Source organism: Dethiosulfatarculus sandiegensis, assembly GCF_000931935.2.
Lineage (GTDB): Bacteria > Desulfobacterota > Desulfarculia > Desulfarculales > Desulfarculaceae > Dethiosulfatarculus > Dethiosulfatarculus sandiegensis.
Window position 1 is genome coordinate 16,273 of the sequence record NZ_AZAC01000044.1, and the last position, 14,935, is coordinate 31,207.

The 14,935-nt window shown below is 55.1% G+C and carries 12 protein-coding genes; 4 read left to right on the forward strand and 8 right to left on the reverse strand.

The window, feature by feature from the left end:
* Positions 1–68: 68 nt before the first annotated feature.
* The 8 genes from X474_RS19985 to X474_RS20020 form a co-directional block, all read right to left on the reverse strand.
* Positions 69–1,682 carry an ASKHA domain-containing protein gene (locus X474_RS19985; RefSeq protein WP_044351516.1) on the reverse strand — a complete coding sequence of 538 codons (1,614 nt, stop codon included), beginning with the start codon at positions 1,680–1,682 and terminating at the stop codon, positions 69–71.
* A 30-nt stretch (positions 1,683–1,712) separates the two neighbouring features.
* Entirely contained in the window at positions 1,713–3,437 is a 1,725-nt protein-coding gene (locus tag X474_RS19990) for an N-acetylmuramoyl-L-alanine amidase (RefSeq protein WP_052515443.1), read from the reverse strand.
* Complete coding sequence (gene mutS / locus X474_RS19995; protein WP_044351518.1) at positions 3,424–6,033, reverse strand: DNA mismatch repair protein MutS; 2,610 nt, start codon at positions 6,031–6,033, stop codon at positions 3,424–3,426. The genes X474_RS19990 and mutS overlap by 14 nt, the downstream gene beginning before the upstream one ends.
* A gap of 74 nt (positions 6,034–6,107) precedes the next feature.
* On the reverse strand, positions 6,108–7,331 hold the full coding sequence (locus tag X474_RS20000; protein WP_044351520.1) for a tetratricopeptide repeat protein: 1,224 nt from the start codon (positions 7,329–7,331) through the stop codon (positions 6,108–6,110).
* Entirely contained in the window at positions 7,331–7,804 is a 474-nt protein-coding gene (locus X474_RS20005; protein WP_044351522.1) for a lipopolysaccharide assembly protein LapA domain-containing protein, read from the reverse strand. Before X474_RS20005 ends, X474_RS20000 begins: the two co-directional genes overlap by 1 nt.
* A complete protein-coding gene (locus X474_RS20010; RefSeq protein WP_044351523.1) occupies positions 7,801–8,304 on the reverse strand; it encodes an HIT family protein in 504 nt (167 codons plus the stop codon). The genes X474_RS20005 and X474_RS20010 overlap by 4 nt, the downstream gene beginning before the upstream one ends.
* 48 nt (positions 8,305–8,352) lie before the next feature.
* Positions 8,353–8,829, reverse strand: a complete 477-nt coding sequence (locus X474_RS20015) for a metallophosphoesterase family protein (RefSeq protein ID WP_044351524.1) — start codon at positions 8,827–8,829, stop codon at positions 8,353–8,355.
* Positions 8,830–9,180: 351 nt separating this feature from the next.
* A complete protein-coding gene (locus tag X474_RS20020) occupies positions 9,181–9,909 on the reverse strand; it encodes a UPF0280 family protein (RefSeq protein ID WP_044351561.1) in 729 nt (242 codons plus the stop codon).
* Between the two features lie 467 nt (positions 9,910–10,376).
* On the opposite strand from X474_RS20020, the gene X474_RS20025 reads away from it, so the two are divergent.
* The 4 genes from X474_RS20025 (at position 10,377) to X474_RS20040 (ending at position 14,579) form a co-directional block, all read left to right on the forward strand.
* Positions 10,377–11,018 carry a helix-turn-helix transcriptional regulator gene (locus X474_RS20025; RefSeq protein WP_044351526.1) on the forward strand — a complete coding sequence of 214 codons (642 nt, stop codon included), beginning with the start codon at positions 10,377–10,379 and terminating at the stop codon, positions 11,016–11,018.
* A 101-nt stretch (positions 11,019–11,119) separates the two neighbouring features.
* Entirely contained in the window at positions 11,120–12,298 is a 1,179-nt protein-coding gene (locus X474_RS20030; RefSeq protein ID WP_044351527.1) for an acetyl-CoA C-acetyltransferase, read from the forward strand.
* Between the two features lie 92 nt (positions 12,299–12,390).
* On the forward strand, positions 12,391–13,572 hold the full coding sequence (locus tag X474_RS20035) for an acetyl-CoA C-acetyltransferase (RefSeq protein ID WP_044351529.1): 1,182 nt from the start codon (positions 12,391–12,393) through the stop codon (positions 13,570–13,572).
* Positions 13,573–13,793: 221 nt separating this feature from the next.
* Complete coding sequence (locus tag X474_RS20040) at positions 13,794–14,579, forward strand: enoyl-CoA hydratase/isomerase family protein (protein ID WP_044351530.1); 786 nt, start codon at positions 13,794–13,796, stop codon at positions 14,577–14,579.
* Positions 14,580–14,935 lie beyond the last annotated feature (356 nt).

Genomic DNA, 14,935 nt, shown 5'->3' on the forward strand with positions numbered 1-14,935 from the left:
TATGAACAGCCCGAAAGCGTATTGTTTTCGGGCTGTTTTCTTACAGGCGTTTTGGCTTGGAGGGAGCTTTATTTATTAAAAACAGGCACGCTGGGAAAGCGTGAGGCGTCGGTGTGGGGAATGAACCTGGCAGCGCTGAACCGGTTCATGAGCGCCTGGTTCACGTTGAGTTCAATATAGGTGAGCCGATCGCTCACCGCCTCCACATCCGGCCTGGTCTCAGGCTCCAGGAGAAGTCTTTTACAGCCTGCCAGGGATGAATTACCGAGCGAGCGGAAACGATCCCTCGGCAGATCCGGCAGCATTCCCAGGGTGATGGCTGTCTCCGGTTTGATGACATTGCCAAAGGCTCCGGCCACGAAAAAGGCGCTTAAGTCCTCAAATCCAAGCCCCACCTCCAGGACAACGGTGCGTAGAATGGTGTACATCCCGGCCTTGGAGCGAAGCAGGATGTCTATCTCCACCTCTGTGAAGACTATGGCCTCGCCTGTCTGGGTTTCTTCCTCCGTGGCCACCACATATCCCAGGCCTTCATCTGTTTCCACGATGCGTTTATGGTCGGGCAAAACGAACTTGCCCCGCATATCCATGATCCTGGTCAGGTAGAGTTGGGCCAGAAGATCCAACAGCCCGGAACCGCAGAGCCCTTTGGGTTTGGGAATTTTTCCATCCGGTTCGGGGATGATTTTGAGGCTGGGTTCATGGGTCTTGGGATCTATGGTTATTCCTTCTATGGCTCCGGGCTGGGCCAGGATTCCGGTTTTGGCCACTCCGCCTTCCAGGGCGGGGCCTGCCGCACCGGCGCAGGCGGCCAGCCAGTCCCGGTTGCCCAAAACCACCTCTGCATTGGTGCCCACATCCACCAAAATGGCGTTGTCTTCCCGCAGATGCAGGTCTGCGGCCACAATGCCGGCCACCAGGTCTCCGCCAAAATAAGAGCCCACATTGGGCAGGCACCAGACCACTGCCCGGGGATTGAGGCCCAGGCCGATCTCCGCCCCGAAAAAGGGTGCGGGCCGGTTGGTCACCGGAATATAGGGTTCCCGGCAGATGGTCTGTACATCCAGACCCAGGAAGAAGTGGGTCATGGTGGTGTTCCCCGCAGCAACCAGAAGGTTTATTTCCTGGTGGTCGCGATTTGCCCGCGCGCACATTTCCCGGATAAGTCCCCTGGCCGACTCCACCAGCATGAGGTGCAGGGATTTAAGGCCGTTTTCAGTGTTTGCGCTGTGGATGCGGGTCAGAATGTCGGCTCCCACCGCAGTCTGGGGATTAAGGCAGGTGCCCTTGGCCAAAGTCTCTTTAGTGGCAAGCTCCAGGAGTTCTGCCTGAAGGTGGGTGGAGCCGATATCAAGGGCCACGCCCAGACCGTCCCTGGGCCAGTCACTATCCGGGAAGTTTGATTCAACCTCAGACCATTTTTGGTCTATTGGCCCGCTCTCCGTATTACCGGGCTCCACCTGCACCAAGATGCCGCCTTTTTCCGATTGCATCAAGGTGGCGGTGATTTTGTAGTCCGCTCCCCTGATGGTTTCGGCAAAGGGCATAAGACATTTCACCGGGATCTGGGGCCAGTCTCCCGTTTCTTTGCGCAAGCCCTTGGCCAGGCGGTCCATGGTGGCGGTATTGTCGCTAAGGCTCGGTCGGCTTAAGCGCAGGTAATATTTTTGCATGGAGTTCATGATTCAAATCCCGTGCAGGTCTGTTGCTGATCAGTTTTGGGTGTTTGTGCCGTATTTTTTAAGATATTCAGCGTAATCCACCACACCCTTGGCCACACCCTCCGCCACTGCAGAGCGATATCGGCTGCCGGTCAGTCTGCGGTGTTCCGTCTGGTTGGTGATAAATCCCATCTCCACCAGGACAGCGGGCATGCGCGCACCAATTAGCACGTAAAAGGGCGCCTGTTTGACTTTCAGATCCCGCACCTTGTATCTCTTGCGCAGGGTTTTTAAAAGCCCCTTGTGCAGGTCACGGGCCAGATGGTTGGATTCATTGATTTTTGAATTGAGCATAAGATCATTTAAAATGACCTGTAAATCAGATATGGAGCGTTTGGTCGTGGCGTTTTCCCGTGCTGCCACCCGCATGGACTCCTCGTCCGAGGCCAGGTTGAGGAAATAGGTCTCCACCCCATTTAACCGGTGACTCGGCGCTGCATTGACATGAAGGGATATGAACAGATCCGCATCTTTGGTGTTGGCAAAAGCGGTGCGGGCCTCCAGGGGAATAAATTTGTCCGTAGTTCTGGTTAGGTAGACCTTGCAGCCCAAACGTTTTTTCAACTGAACCGCCAGGCGTTTGGCCACATCCAGGGTTATGTCTTTTTCCTTGAGCCCCCGCCAGATAGCCCCCGGATCCTTGCCTCCGTGCCCGGGGTCTATGACAATGCGTTTGATGCCCAGCCCCAGGGCGGCGGCCAGGGTCATGGCAGGCGGGGCTTCCTTGGCCCTGCCCCTGGGCACTTTTTTCTTTTTACCCAGGGAGGCGGTGCGGTTTTTTTTCTGATGCCCAAAGCAATCCACCACCACCCGGAAAGGATTATCCAGGGTGAAAACCTTGTATGAGGCCAAGTGTTTGATATCCAGAACCAGCCTGACTGTGTCATTGCTGTATTGACCGGCCCGGGCCGCGGTTAAGAGTCCGTCGCCAATGGGGTGCTTGTCATCAATTTTTTTGCCCAGGCGACTGCCCTGCAGGTCCAGATAAAGCCTGCGGGGCTTGCCCTCGGCCGGATCTTTTTTCAGCAGGTGGGTGTCATAGGGAACCGGGCGCTCCAAGGCCATGACCACCCTGGTGTAGGTGGGGGTGGACCAATGGCGCAGTTCCGTCACTCTGGCCAGGGGGGAGGTTTCCTCCCGGCCTTTGGAATCGGTTTTTTGGGGCTCCCGGTTATCCTGTTTATCCGAGACCCCCTTGATCAGCTTTTTTTCCAGGGCTGCCAGGCGTTTTTCGGCCAGGGGCTTCATATCCCCATTGGGATAATTCATCACCACCCTGAGGTATTCCAGGTAGGCTTTTTTGGGCTTTCCAGAGGCCTCCAGGAGTCGTCCGATCCTGAGTTGAGCATCATCGGCCAGGCGTGATTTGGGAAAGTGCCTGGTCAGACGTCGGCAGATATCCAGGGCCTCGGTGAGGTTCTCCACTCTTTTGAAGCGTTCATAGGCCCCCTCATGTATGCGGGCCATCCAGTAAAGTGAGCCCGGGGCCAAGGGGCCTTGGGGGTTTGAGGTGTAAACCCTGGAAAAACGCTCAGCCAGGGACTGCCAGTTATGATAGACGCTTCCGGCTTTTGGGGTTTTGACAAGCCATTTATAATCGGCCTTGATCTGGTTATAAATGGCCTTTTCGTCTTGAGCCAGAGCAGTCCCTTGGCCAAGCAGCCAGGCCAACAGGCAGAAAAAAGCTATGAAAAGGTTTGACCTAGGAGACCGCACGCTTCATTTCATCCAATATGGTCAAGGCCTGTACAGGCGTGAGGTTGTCTGTTTCCAGTTCTTTTAATGATCTTAGCACCGGGTGCAACGCGGTTTCAAAAAGCGGCAATTGTTTTTTTGTTTTGTTGTCCTGATGGGCCGGTTTTACACTGTGACCGTTTTTTTCCAGCCCGTTTAAAATGTCCTGGGCCCTTTCTAATACATTCTGGGGCAAACCTGCCAGTTTGGCCACCTGTAACCCATAGGAGCGGCTAACCCCTCCGGGCTTGAGCTTACGCAAAAATACAATGCCGCCCTGATATTCCTTGGCAGCCACATTGTAGTTTTTCACCCTTGGGCACTCCCCGGCCAGATCGGTCAGCTCATGGTAATGGGTGGCAAAAAGGGTTTTGACCCCTTTTTGATCAAGGTTGTGCAGATGCTCGGCTACGGCCCAGGCAATGGAAAGCCCGTCATAGGTGGAGGTGCCCCTGCCGACTTCGTCCAGTATGACCAAAGAACGGCTGGTGGCCTGTTTAAGGATGCGGCTGGTTTCGGTCATCTCCACCATAAAAGTGGAGAGCCCTCCGGCCAAGTCGTCCATGGCCCCCACTCTGGTGAAGATCCGGTCAGTGACCGGAATGCGGGCGCTTTCAGCCGGGACAAAGGACCCTGTCTGGGCCAGGAGCACAATAAGCGCTGTCTGGCGCAGGATAGTGGACTTACCGGCCATGTTGGGGCCGGTGATTATCATGACCTGCTGCTCCTGGTCGTCCAAGTGAATATCATTGGGCACAAATTCGCCCTCAGGCAGCATATCCTCCACCACCGGATGCCTGCCCGCCTTTATTTCAAGAGGGCCGTCTTCCTTTAAAACAGGGCGTTGCCAGTCTTTGGAAAGGGCCAGTTCGGCCAGGGAGGCCAGCACATCCACCACTGCCAGGGCCCTGGAGCAGGCCATCAGCGGGCGGCTGTGATCAGCCACCTCTCTCCTGAGTTTGAGGAAAAGTGTTTTTTCCAATTCCAGGGCCTTTTCCTCTGCGCCGAGGACTTTGGATTCCCACTCCTTTAACTCCGGAGTGATATAACGCTCGCTGGCCGCCAGGGTCTGTTTTCTGATAAAGTCTTCCGGCACCTTGTTCAGGTGGGTCTTGGTCACTTCGATGTAATAGCCGAATACCCGGTTGAAGCCCACCTTAAGGGAGGGGATGCCGGTTTCGGTCTTCAGCTTGGCCTGTAAAGAGGCGATCCAGTCCTTGCCTTGGGTGCTGAAAGAACGCTGTTCATCCAGGTCCGGGTCAACCCCCGGTGCGATGACTCCGCCGTCGGCCAGGCTGATGGGCGGATTTTCGGTAAGGGTCTTCCGAAGGGTTTCAGCCAGCTCATCTAAACCAAGTATCTGTTCTTTTTGCTTGGCAAATATGGGTGAACCGAGCTTACACAACTCTGCCCCCAGCTCAGGGAGAGCCAAGAGCCCGTCCCTTAGGGCGGCCAGATCCCTCGGCGTGGCCTGGCCCAGGCCCGCCCGCCCCACCAACCGGGGCATATCAGGCAATTCGGCCAGCAGTTCTTTAAGCACCTGGCCGGAGATGTGAGAGCCGACCAGTTCGTCCACTGCCTGTTGTCTGGCCTCTATGCGTTTCTGGTCCGTAAGGGGAAAGCCCAGCCATTCCCTTAAAAGCCGTCCGCCCATGGGGGAGGAGGTTCGGTCCACCGAGTGTAGGAGCGAACCCTTGCGCCCCTTTCCGGCAAGGGACCTGAATATTTCCAGGTTGCGCCTGGCGCTGGCGTCAAGGATCAGGTGGGTCTCCACCTGGTAAAGTTCGAGCTCTTCCACATGCTCGGGCTGACGGCGCTGGGTGGCCAAAACCGTGCCCCAGGCCATGGCCGCGGCTGCCAATGCCTCTTTGGGCGCGTCTTCCAATTCCATGGGAAGCCTTTGGCCCAGAATCTCTCTGGCCTGGTTGGGGGTGGGAGGCTTGCCCGTATAGGAGGTGCGGGGCAGGGCCGCGGCTTGGTTGGAGAGCTGGGAAAGACCGGGATGCTCCATTTGGGACTCGGCCAGAATCAGCTCGGCCGGTTCCAGGCGGGCCAGTTCGTCGTTCAAGGGCGGTCCGGCCTCAACAGCCGTGGCCCGAAACTCTCCACTGCTCAAGTCCAGGCAGGCCAGACCCGCCTTGCCCGCGGAGAGGCAAAGGGCGGCCAGAAAGAGGTTGTCCCTGGCCGGAAGATGCTCCGGGTCTGTGAACATGCCCGGGCTCACCACCCTGGTTATTTCCCTGCGCACCAGACCCTTGGCTGATTTGGGGTCTTCCACCTGGTCGCAGACCGCCACCTTGAAGCCCGCCTCCACCATTTTGGCCAGGTAGGAATCAAGGGTGCGATGAGGCACCCCGCACATGGGAATGGGGTCCGGCTGGCCCTTGTCCCGGCTGGTCAGGGAAATGGATAGCGCCTTTGAGGCCACCTGGGCGTCCTCAAAGAACATTTCATAAAAATCGCCCATGCGGAAAAACAGGATGCAGTCCGGGGTCTGTTCCTTGAGCTCCATGTACTGGCGCATCATGGGAGTCTGTCTGGCTGGGTGTTTTTTCAAGGTAGAAAGGGTTTTGGTCATGGGTCGGCTACTTATGGCTCCCGTTTTTCATGTGGAATATCAACAGGGTGACAAATTGGAATCAGGCCGCTTTGCTACATGTTGCGCGGGCCTAAGGTGTCCCATTTATGGCAGCGGGGGCATTTCCAGGCCAGCTCATGGGAAAGATGCCCGCACTGGCTGCACTGATAGGCCGCCGTGTTTCCATTTAATTGGGCCAAGAGTTCTTCATAGGCTGCAAGCGCTTGTTCCTGGGGGCCTTTCTCCAGAAGGATTTCCCCCTTGAGCCTGTGGGCGCCCAGGTTGCCCCGGCTTTGCCTGATGGCTTTTGTAAGGAGCTCCACGGCCTTCAGGTCTTCGCCGTGGTTGTTGTAATGCCTGGCCAGGGCCACCATAGCCAGACTGCTTATCTTGGAATGGTCCAGTTCCGCCAGAAAATCTTTCATTGCCTTGGAGCCGACCTGGTCTTCAGCCTGGGCCACTCTTTCTATAATCAGATCCGTATAGCGGGGGGCAATGGCCGTTGCCTTGCGCCATATGTTCATGGCCTTTTTGGGCCGGTTTTTCAACATTTCCAGATCGCCCAGATGCAGATATGCGTCTAAGCAGGCCTTGTCTTCCTTTTTGGCCTGGTTCAAGAAACCTTCGGCCTGTTCAATCTGTCCCTGGTCCAACAGCTCCTTGGCTCTTTCGGTCTTGTAATGGGCCAGCACGGTGGAATGATCCGCCCCAATGAGGCGGTCAAGGCGTTTCAGGGTCTCAAAGGCCTTTTCCCAGTCACGGCTTTCCTCATAAAGCGAGACCATTTGACGGCAGGCCTCCACATGCTCGGGATCCATGGCCAGAACCTCGGCAAAGAGTTCCGTGGCCCGGTTCAGAAGGCCTCCCTTTTTATAGTCCAGGCCCAGATCAAACAAGGCCTGAATCTTTATCTCCGGGTCCAGATTGGGACGGGCCACTATATTCTGGCGGATGCGCACCGCCCTTTCAATCTCTCCCTTTTGACGGAAAAGGTTCCCCAGGACCACATAGGTTTCAACCGTGTCGGAATCCAGGTCCACGGCCCGGGTGAATTCTTCTATGGCCTTGTCGGTGTGATCGGCCATCAGGTGGGCCAAGCCTTTTAAAAATGCGTCGTCAAGGGCAAGGCGGCCCTTGCCGCCGCCTTTTTTGTGGGCGGATTTCTCCTGTTTGCTTTTGCCGGATGATCCGGAGAACAGAAACCCCAGTATAAGTCCTAAAAGAACAAGGCCCAGCCCCAGTAAGGCGTGGGCCAGGGTGATATCAATCTGCCCGATGCTGAGAACAGTTGCTCCCATTACTTGAGGGCCTCTTTCTCCTCCGTCGTCAGCGATTCCTCGGATTCGTCAAGAGGTTCCGGCTCTGGTTCGAGTCCCTTGGCCGGAAGGTTTTTTTCCTCTGAATCCTTTTTGCCTTTGCCGTTTTTCGGGGCTTCGGCCTCACCATTCGGTGACAGGGTTTCGCTGGTGATCGGTAGGTTTCTAAGGGACTTCAATTCACTGGCCAAATTATCCAGTTCTTTGTCCTTGGCCTTGAGCTGCTTGCGCAGCCTGAAGCGCTCGCTTAGGCCCAAAAGGCTGGCAGCCAAGAGACCGACAAAGAAAGAAAGCATTATTATCAGATAGGTGGCATAAGGAGTGGATTGAAACTTGACGAATATCAGGTTCAGCCTGATGGACAAAGGATGACTGAGAGGTTCGATATTCTGAACCATAAAGATGATGGCAAAGGCCACGGCCGCTGAGATTATAAATGCCTTTAAATAGCTCATGAAGCCCTCTTTTCCTTTTCCATGACGGCGAAATGCGGCTTGAGCTTTTCATAGGTCGCCCTGATATGCTCGGGTATGACCCGCACCTCTCCCATAACGGTCATGAAGTTTACGTCTCCACCCCAACGGGGCACTACGTGAAAATGCAGATGTTCGGCGATTCCCGCCCCGGCTGTTTCTCCCAGGTTTAGGCCTACATTGAATCCCTGGGGGTTCATAACCTCTTTAAGGGCCTTTACGGCCAATTCAACCTTTTGCATGAGGTCTGTTTTTTCCTGGGGCGTCAAATCTTCCAATGCCGCTTTGTGGCGGCGGGGTGCAACCAGGAGATGACCATTATTGTAAGGAAATTTGTTCATCATAACCAGGGTGTGTTCACCCACGCCCAATACCAGATCATCTGCGCCCCGACCGTCTTTTGCCAGACAGAATATGCAGCCCGGAGGTTTCTCCTCATCCAAAATATAAGTCATGCGCCATGGGGCCCACAAGTTTTTCATATTTAGAGGCGTCCTTTTTTATTCTTAAAATTTATAAAACTATTATTTTCAGATTTCAATTATTTCACCTGAGATGGAATCTCCCAGTGTCAGCATGCCCACGGTTTTGGGGTGTCCTCTACCTCCTGCCGCAGATCCCGGGTTGAAATAAAGCAGGCCGTTTAGCAGATAATTGGTCGGTTTGTGGGAATGGCCGAAAACAATGGCATCCACATCATCGAATTCCCGGCGCACCCTTTCTTCCAAACCGTTAGGCGGTCCATAGCCATGGATCAGGCCGATCTGAAAACCCTCCAGCTTGAGCTCCCTTTTGGCAGGCAGGCTTTGGGCCGCTGCAAAACCGTCCATATTGCCCAAGACTGCGATCACCTGGGGGGCCTCCAACATGTCCAGGACGGAAAGCTCCGTAATGTCGCCTGCATGCAGTATCATCTGCACGTCTTTGAAATGTTCGGCCAGTTTTTTGGCCAAGTCCCGGTCATAGGAGCGAAGGTGGGTGTCTGAGATAACTCCAACGCGCATCATGCTGACTGATCCTTTGGTTGTCGGCTTGCTTTTTAATTCCTCTGGGTCTAAACAAAGGGCCAATGCTCGAAACAGTCTAAACAGCATGCCTACAGGGACTGTTATTCAAAGAGGAGAGAAAGCAAAGATAGAGCTTCTCACCTGGCCGAAATTGTCTTAAGCCGTATAAGGCCACTGTATGTTGGCCTAAAATAGCATAGTAACCTAACTGGCGGTTAAATCAACCTAAGTTTGGGCTCAAGCCTTCTGTTGAGGAGTATCGGCAAACTTGTTTGCCTGGCGGCTGTTTTTTTTGAAACTGAATGCTCCGTTTTTGGGGGGAGAAAAGGGAGGGCGAAAAGACTCCTTTTTCTATATCCGGACCAGTTCAATCTCTCCCCAGGCAGCCAGGTTCTCACCGGCTATCAAAAGAGCGCCCCTCACACCTTTTATTCCGGCCGCCCAGTTAAGAGCCGGTTTAAGGTCTTTTTTGTGTATGACCAGGTTTCCCATGGCCGTGGCAACCGCGTCGGCCAAGGCGGGGTCTTTGGCCAAGACGGTGGCTGCGTCAGTCTTACCCAGGGAAAGGGAATGCCCCACAGTCCCCGAACTGGTGGCCAGGCCGGTGGGCTGCAGGGCCCGGGGCAGGCTGAGCCCTATCTTGCCGCTCAAGGACGAATCTCCGGCCCACAAACCTATGGTCAGATCCTGATTTGAGGCTATGAACAGATCGCCTCCGTTTTCAACCACAACTTGAGGGGAGGCCTCAAGCAGATCCCTGCCCACGGCCTGGGCAATGGCGCCTGCCACTGCGGCCATGGGGCCTGTGCCCGCCTTTTGCCCGGCATTAAGCATTTGCTGCACTAAAAGGGGTGCATAGGGGTCCGGTGGAAGGGGAGTCAGAGCCTCGCCCCATTGGGGATTTTCTTCAAGGTATTTTTCCAGCACCCTGCGATGACGGCTGATCGACTGTACAGCCTGGGCGGTCAGGTCCTGATCAGCCAAAATCCACAGGTCGGTTTCCTTGACTCGGGCATTAAAAGAAGCCAAATGAGGGCAAAGGCAAGACCTGCGGTAGGTTCTTTCTTGATAAAAAGTCATTTTTTGGCTCGGATTCAGGTTAAGGTTAAGGCAAATATCGCGAGCATCGTGTAGATAAAACTTCCTTTGAATATAGCTTATGATAACCAAAAGACCTAAGCTTCCCAAGCTGCGGGTCCGGATTTCACCCAAGCTTTTTGGGCCATGTTTTTTAAGGCCGCCTTTTGTTTTGTTTTCAGCGATCCTATGAACTCCGGTGTTGCCCCATCCGTCGATTGCCTTGACTTAACCGAGCGTGAATTCTGATGGAGATGGCTGGAATTATGCCCTTTCCAGGGCTTTGCCCGTTTCCGGGGGAGGTCCCTTTGAAATGACTGTTCAGGGCAATCAAGGAAAAAATAGGGGTAACGCAGAGTGAATGCTTCAATATCGCAAAGAAAATTGAACTGATGACAAAAGATGCTTTTCTTGACTTGGAGTCCGCGATCAGCTAAGAAATAACTCGTTTAGCCTCGTTGGGAGGAACCATGAACAGCCGCCGGTTGGCAAGACTAATGAGGATCATATGCGATATCAAGGCCTATCCCCGGCGGACACCGGAGGAGATGTGCAAACGCCTTGATGTCTCCCGCCGGCAATTTTACAAAGACCGCGACACCCTGGCCGAGATGGGGTTTTCTTTTCATTACTCGCGCAGCGGCGAGGGGTTTGTTCTGGACAAGGAACTGACCTTCAGCGCCAAGGGCCTCAGCCTTACGGATCTGTTTTCCTTGATCCTGGCAGTGCGGGAGCTCACGCGCATGAATGATTTTTCCCTGGCCCTGGGAGCTATTAACGGCCTTAGAAATTTAGTGGAGGAACTCCCCGGCGAACTGAGGGAGCTTTTTTCCGAGGCCCTTGACCAACTGGTGGTTGCCGACGGCTTTTCATGCATACCCGAGATCATGTACACCTTGCAAGACGCCATAAAACAGGGACGCAGGGTGGCGGTGGAGATAAAAGGGGCGAATCCCTCTAACAGCCTTACCGTAGATCCCAAGCGTTTGTTCTTACGCGACGGAACCCTTTTTTTAGAGGCAGGGGGACTGGGCTCCGGCAAAACCGGTCTTTTGGCTTTGAGCCGGATCATAAAGGCGGTGCCAACGCCGTTTTTCTCTTCACCCGATTGATTGTTTTTTAACCGGACCTGTGGGAAGGGCGGGGAGCACCCCGTAAATGACAGGTCCATTCGCATTAATCAGCAGGTTTGAAACCTGGGAGGGTTATCTTAATGTCTGATGTAGTTATCGTCAGTGCTTGCCGCACGCCCGTGGGGGCTTTTCAGGGGGCTTTCTCCTCTTTGACCGCTCTTGACCTGGGCCAGACGGTGATTATCGAGGCCCTGAAAAGGGCCGGAATCGGCACCGGCGATGTGGATGAAGTCATTATGGGCAACGTTCTGCCCGCAGGATTGGGCCAGAACCCGGCCCGCCAGGCTTGCCTCAGGGCGGGCATGCCTTTTGAGATAGGCTGCACCACTGTCAACAAGGTCTGCGGCTCCGGTCTCAAGGCGGTGATGATGGGGGCTCAGGCCATTGCCATGGGCGACGCCGAGGTGGTGGTGGCGGGCGGCATGGAGTCCATGACCAATGCACCCTATTTGATTCCCAAATTAAGGGACGGCCACCGCATGGGTAATGGCCAGTCCCTGGATTCCATGGTGTGCGATGGCCTTTGGGATCACATTAACGACTTCCATATGGGCATGAGCGCCGAGCTCTGCGCTGAAAAATACGGAGTGAGCCGCGAGGACCAGGACGCCTTTGCCGCCAATTCCTACGAATTATCCTATAACTCCTCAAATGAGGGAAAATTTGCCGAACAGATTGTGCCTGTATCCGTCCCTCAGCGCAAAGGCGATCCCGTGCTGGTGGAAAAAGACGAAGGCTTAAGGCTGACCACCCTGGAACAGCTGGCCAGGCTCAAGACGGTCTTTAAAAAGGACGGCACAGTAACCGCGGGTAATGCCAGTACATTGAACGACGGGGCCGCGGCTGTGGTCTTGATGAGCGCGGCCAAGGCCAAGGATATGGGTGTAAAACCCATGGTCAAAGTCGGCGCCCAGGGCGCTGCCGGGCTGGATCCCAAATATGTGCTGGTCGCCCCCATGCTCTCCATTCCCAAGGTCTGCAAAAAGCAGGGCCTGGAACCCAAGGATATTGAATTACACGAACTAAACGAGGCGTTTTCCGCCTCCTCCCTGGCGGTGCAGCGTCAGTTGGACCTGGACCCTGCCAAGATCAACATCTATGGCGGCAGTGTGGCCATTGGGCATCCCATCGGCGCCAGCGGCGGCAGGGTGCTCACCACGCTGATCTATGCCATGAAAGACACCGGCGCCGCAACCGGCATGGCCAGTCTGTGCCTGGGCGGCGGTGAGAGTGTTTCTCTGATCGTGGAAAATATGTAATAAGGCCGTTTCCAAAGGCGGCGCTTGATCGCGCCTGCCTTGGAAAAGGCTAAATTGGGTTCAATAGTGGAACAGTCTTGAAGGAGAAGGCAATGCTCAAGGATGTGGTGATTTGCAGTGCGGTCCGTTCGGCGGTAGGCCGTTTCGGCGGTATGTACAAGGGGGTCTCTGCGGTTCAACTAGGCGTGACAGCCGTCAAGGAAGCCATGGAGCGGGCCGGTGTCAAGCCCGAACAGGTTGATGAAGTGATCATGGGCAATGTGCTCGGTGCGGGCCTGGGCCAGAACGTGGCCCGTCAGATTGAGATTCATGCAGGAATCCCGGCCGAGAAAAACGCCTTTACCGTGAACAAGGTCTGCGCATCCGGCCTAAAAAGCGTCATGCTGGCCGCCCAGGCTGTCATGTGCGGTGATGCCGAGATCGTGGTGGCAGGCGGCACCGAGAACATGACCGATGCGCCTTATCTGCTGAACGGCTCCCGCTGGGGCCAGCGCATGGGCAACGGTTCTTTGGTGGATTCCATGATCCATGACGGCCTGTGGGATATTTTCAATAATTATCATATGGGCATCACCGCCGAGAACGTGGCCGAAAAATTCGGTTTGACCAGGGAAGAACAGGATGAACTGGCCCTGGTTAGCCAGAATCGGGCCGAGGCCGCCATTAAAAGCGGCAGGTTCAAAGACGAGATCGTGCCGGTTGTGGTGCCTCAGCGCAAGGGCGATCCCAAGGTCTGCGATACTGACGAGCATCCCAGATTCGGCACTACCATGGAGGCTCTGACCAAGGTGCCGCCCGCCTTTAAAAAGGGCGGAACCGTCACCGCCGGAAACGCAAGCGGCATCAACGACGGAGCCGCGGCCATGGTTGTCACCAGTCGGGAAAAGGCCGAAGAACTGGGGCTGCCGGTGGTGGCCTCGATCAAGGGCTATGGCTGGGGAGGAGTCGACCCCTCTGTTATGGGCCTGGGTCCCATCTACGCCACCAGGGCGGCGATGAAAAAGACCGGCTGCGAGGTGGAAGACTTTGATCTGGTGGAGGCGAACGAGGCCTTTGCCTCCCAGGCCCTGGCCGTGATCAAGGAACTGGGGCTTAACACTGATATCGTAAATGTAAACGGCGGGGCCGTTGCCCTGGGCCACCCCATCGGCGCTTCCGGCGGCCGCATTCTGGTCACCCTTTTGCACGAGATGCAAAAGAGGGACGCCAAGTTGGGACTGGCCACCCTGTGCATCGGCGGCGGCCAGGGCGCTGCCATGATCGTGGAAAGATAAGTAAACAGCAGAAAGGGCCGGAGGGGTTCTCCGGCCCTTTCTGCCCCAAGTAGTCTTAGAAATATTATTTCAATTCCCCGTAGAGCCGGGACCGGCGGGCTGTTTCAGATTGAATCCTTGGATCAAAAAGGGATAAGGCCAAAGGGCCTGCGACCTTTATGCTGTTTTAAGTATGCTGTTCTTGGACTAGCCGGTCGGCAAAAGGGAACAAAGGGAAAAAAATGGCTTACGAGACCATACTGTACGAAGTGGAAAGCCAGGTGGCCACCCTGACCATAAACCGCCCCAAGGCCTTGAATGCCTTGAGCCCCCAGGTTCTGGATGAGGTCAGCCGTGCCATCGACGAGGCGGCGGCGGATAAAAGCGTGCGGGTGATGATTTTAACCGGCGCGGGCAAGGCCTTTGTGGCCGGCGCCGATATTGCCGTGATGTCCACCATGAGCCCCCTGGAGGCCAGGCGTTTCGCCAGAAAGGGCCAGGAAGTCCTTTTTATGCTGGAACGTTTGGAAAAACCGGTCATAGCCGCGGTTAACGGCTTTGCCCTGGGCGGCGGCTGCGAGATTTCCATGGCCTGTGATTTTATCTGGGCCAGTGAAAAGGCCAAGTTCGGCCAGCCTGAGGTCAACCTGGGAGTGATGCCGGGCTTTGGCGGCACCCAGCGTTTAAGCCGTCTGGTGGGCAAGAATTGGGCCAAGGAACTCTGCCTGACCGGTGGGATGATTTCAGCGGATCAGGCCAAGGAGATAGGCCTGGTGAACCGGGTTTTCCCCGCCGATGAGTTCATGTCCGAAGTCAATAAGATGGCTCAGGAAATGGCAGGCAAGGGCAGGGTTGCCCTGCGCGGCATCAAGAACATGGTCGACGAAGGCTACGATCTGCCTCTGGAAAGGGCGCTTTCCATGGAAGCCGAGGCCTTTGCCACCTGCTTTGCCTCCAATGATCAAAAAGAAGGCATGAGTGCGTTTTTGGAGAAACGAAAACCCAAATTCCGCACCAACTTCAGATAACGAGTTATTCGCTTTTTTGATCAAACCCCGCTCGGCTAAATGATTTTGGCAGAGCGGGGTTTTTTATGCCTGCCCCTAAGAGTCGTCTCTTGGCCTGGGAAATGCCTTCTAGCCTGCCCAACTTTTTTCATTTTTATTACACCCTATGACAACAGGCTTGCCTTGCGCCTGTTTTTCGCTGAAACCCGGCTTTTAATTCTGTCTGATTGATAATGCCTCTACTAACCGACCTGCCTTTTATATACGATTTATGTTATGAAGAATCTGGAGTCTGTTAAATAAATGGGATTGCCGCGTATGGCTTGATATGCGGTCCTGATTTTGGCCTTCAGGAGAGATCGTGCCGCTTTACGTAT

Excerpts from the sequence above, each read along its gene's own strand:
- X474_RS19985 (WP_044351516.1), bottom strand. The coding sequence starts at position 1,682 with ATGAACTCCATGCAAAAATATTACCTGCGCTTAAGCCGACCGAGCCTT.
- mutS (WP_044351518.1), bottom strand. The coding sequence starts at position 6,033 with ATGACCAAAACCCTTTCTACCTTGAAAAAACACCCAGCCAGACAGACT.
- X474_RS20000 (WP_044351520.1), bottom strand. The coding sequence starts at position 7,331 with ATGGGAGCAACTGTTCTCAGCATCGGGCAGATTGATATCACCCTGGCC.
- X474_RS20005 (WP_044351522.1), bottom strand. The coding sequence starts at position 7,804 with ATGAGCTATTTAAAGGCATTTATAATCTCAGCGGCCGTGGCCTTTGCC.
- X474_RS20010 (WP_044351523.1), bottom strand. The coding sequence starts at position 8,304 with ATGAAAAACTTGTGGGCCCCATGGCGCATGACTTATATTTTGGATGAG.
- X474_RS20015 (WP_044351524.1), bottom strand. The coding sequence starts at position 8,829 with ATGATGCGCGTTGGAGTTATCTCAGACACCCACCTTCGCTCCTATGAC.
- X474_RS20020 (WP_044351561.1), bottom strand. The coding sequence starts at position 9,909 with ATGACTTTTTATCAAGAAAGAACCTACCGCAGGTCTTGCCTTTGCCCT.
- X474_RS20025 (WP_044351526.1), top strand. The coding sequence starts at position 10,377 with ATGAACAGCCGCCGGTTGGCAAGACTAATGAGGATCATATGCGATATC.
- X474_RS20030 (WP_044351527.1), top strand. The coding sequence starts at position 11,120 with ATGTCTGATGTAGTTATCGTCAGTGCTTGCCGCACGCCCGTGGGGGCT.
- X474_RS20035 (WP_044351529.1), top strand. The coding sequence starts at position 12,391 with ATGCTCAAGGATGTGGTGATTTGCAGTGCGGTCCGTTCGGCGGTAGGC.
- X474_RS20040 (WP_044351530.1), top strand. The coding sequence starts at position 13,794 with ATGGCTTACGAGACCATACTGTACGAAGTGGAAAGCCAGGTGGCCACC.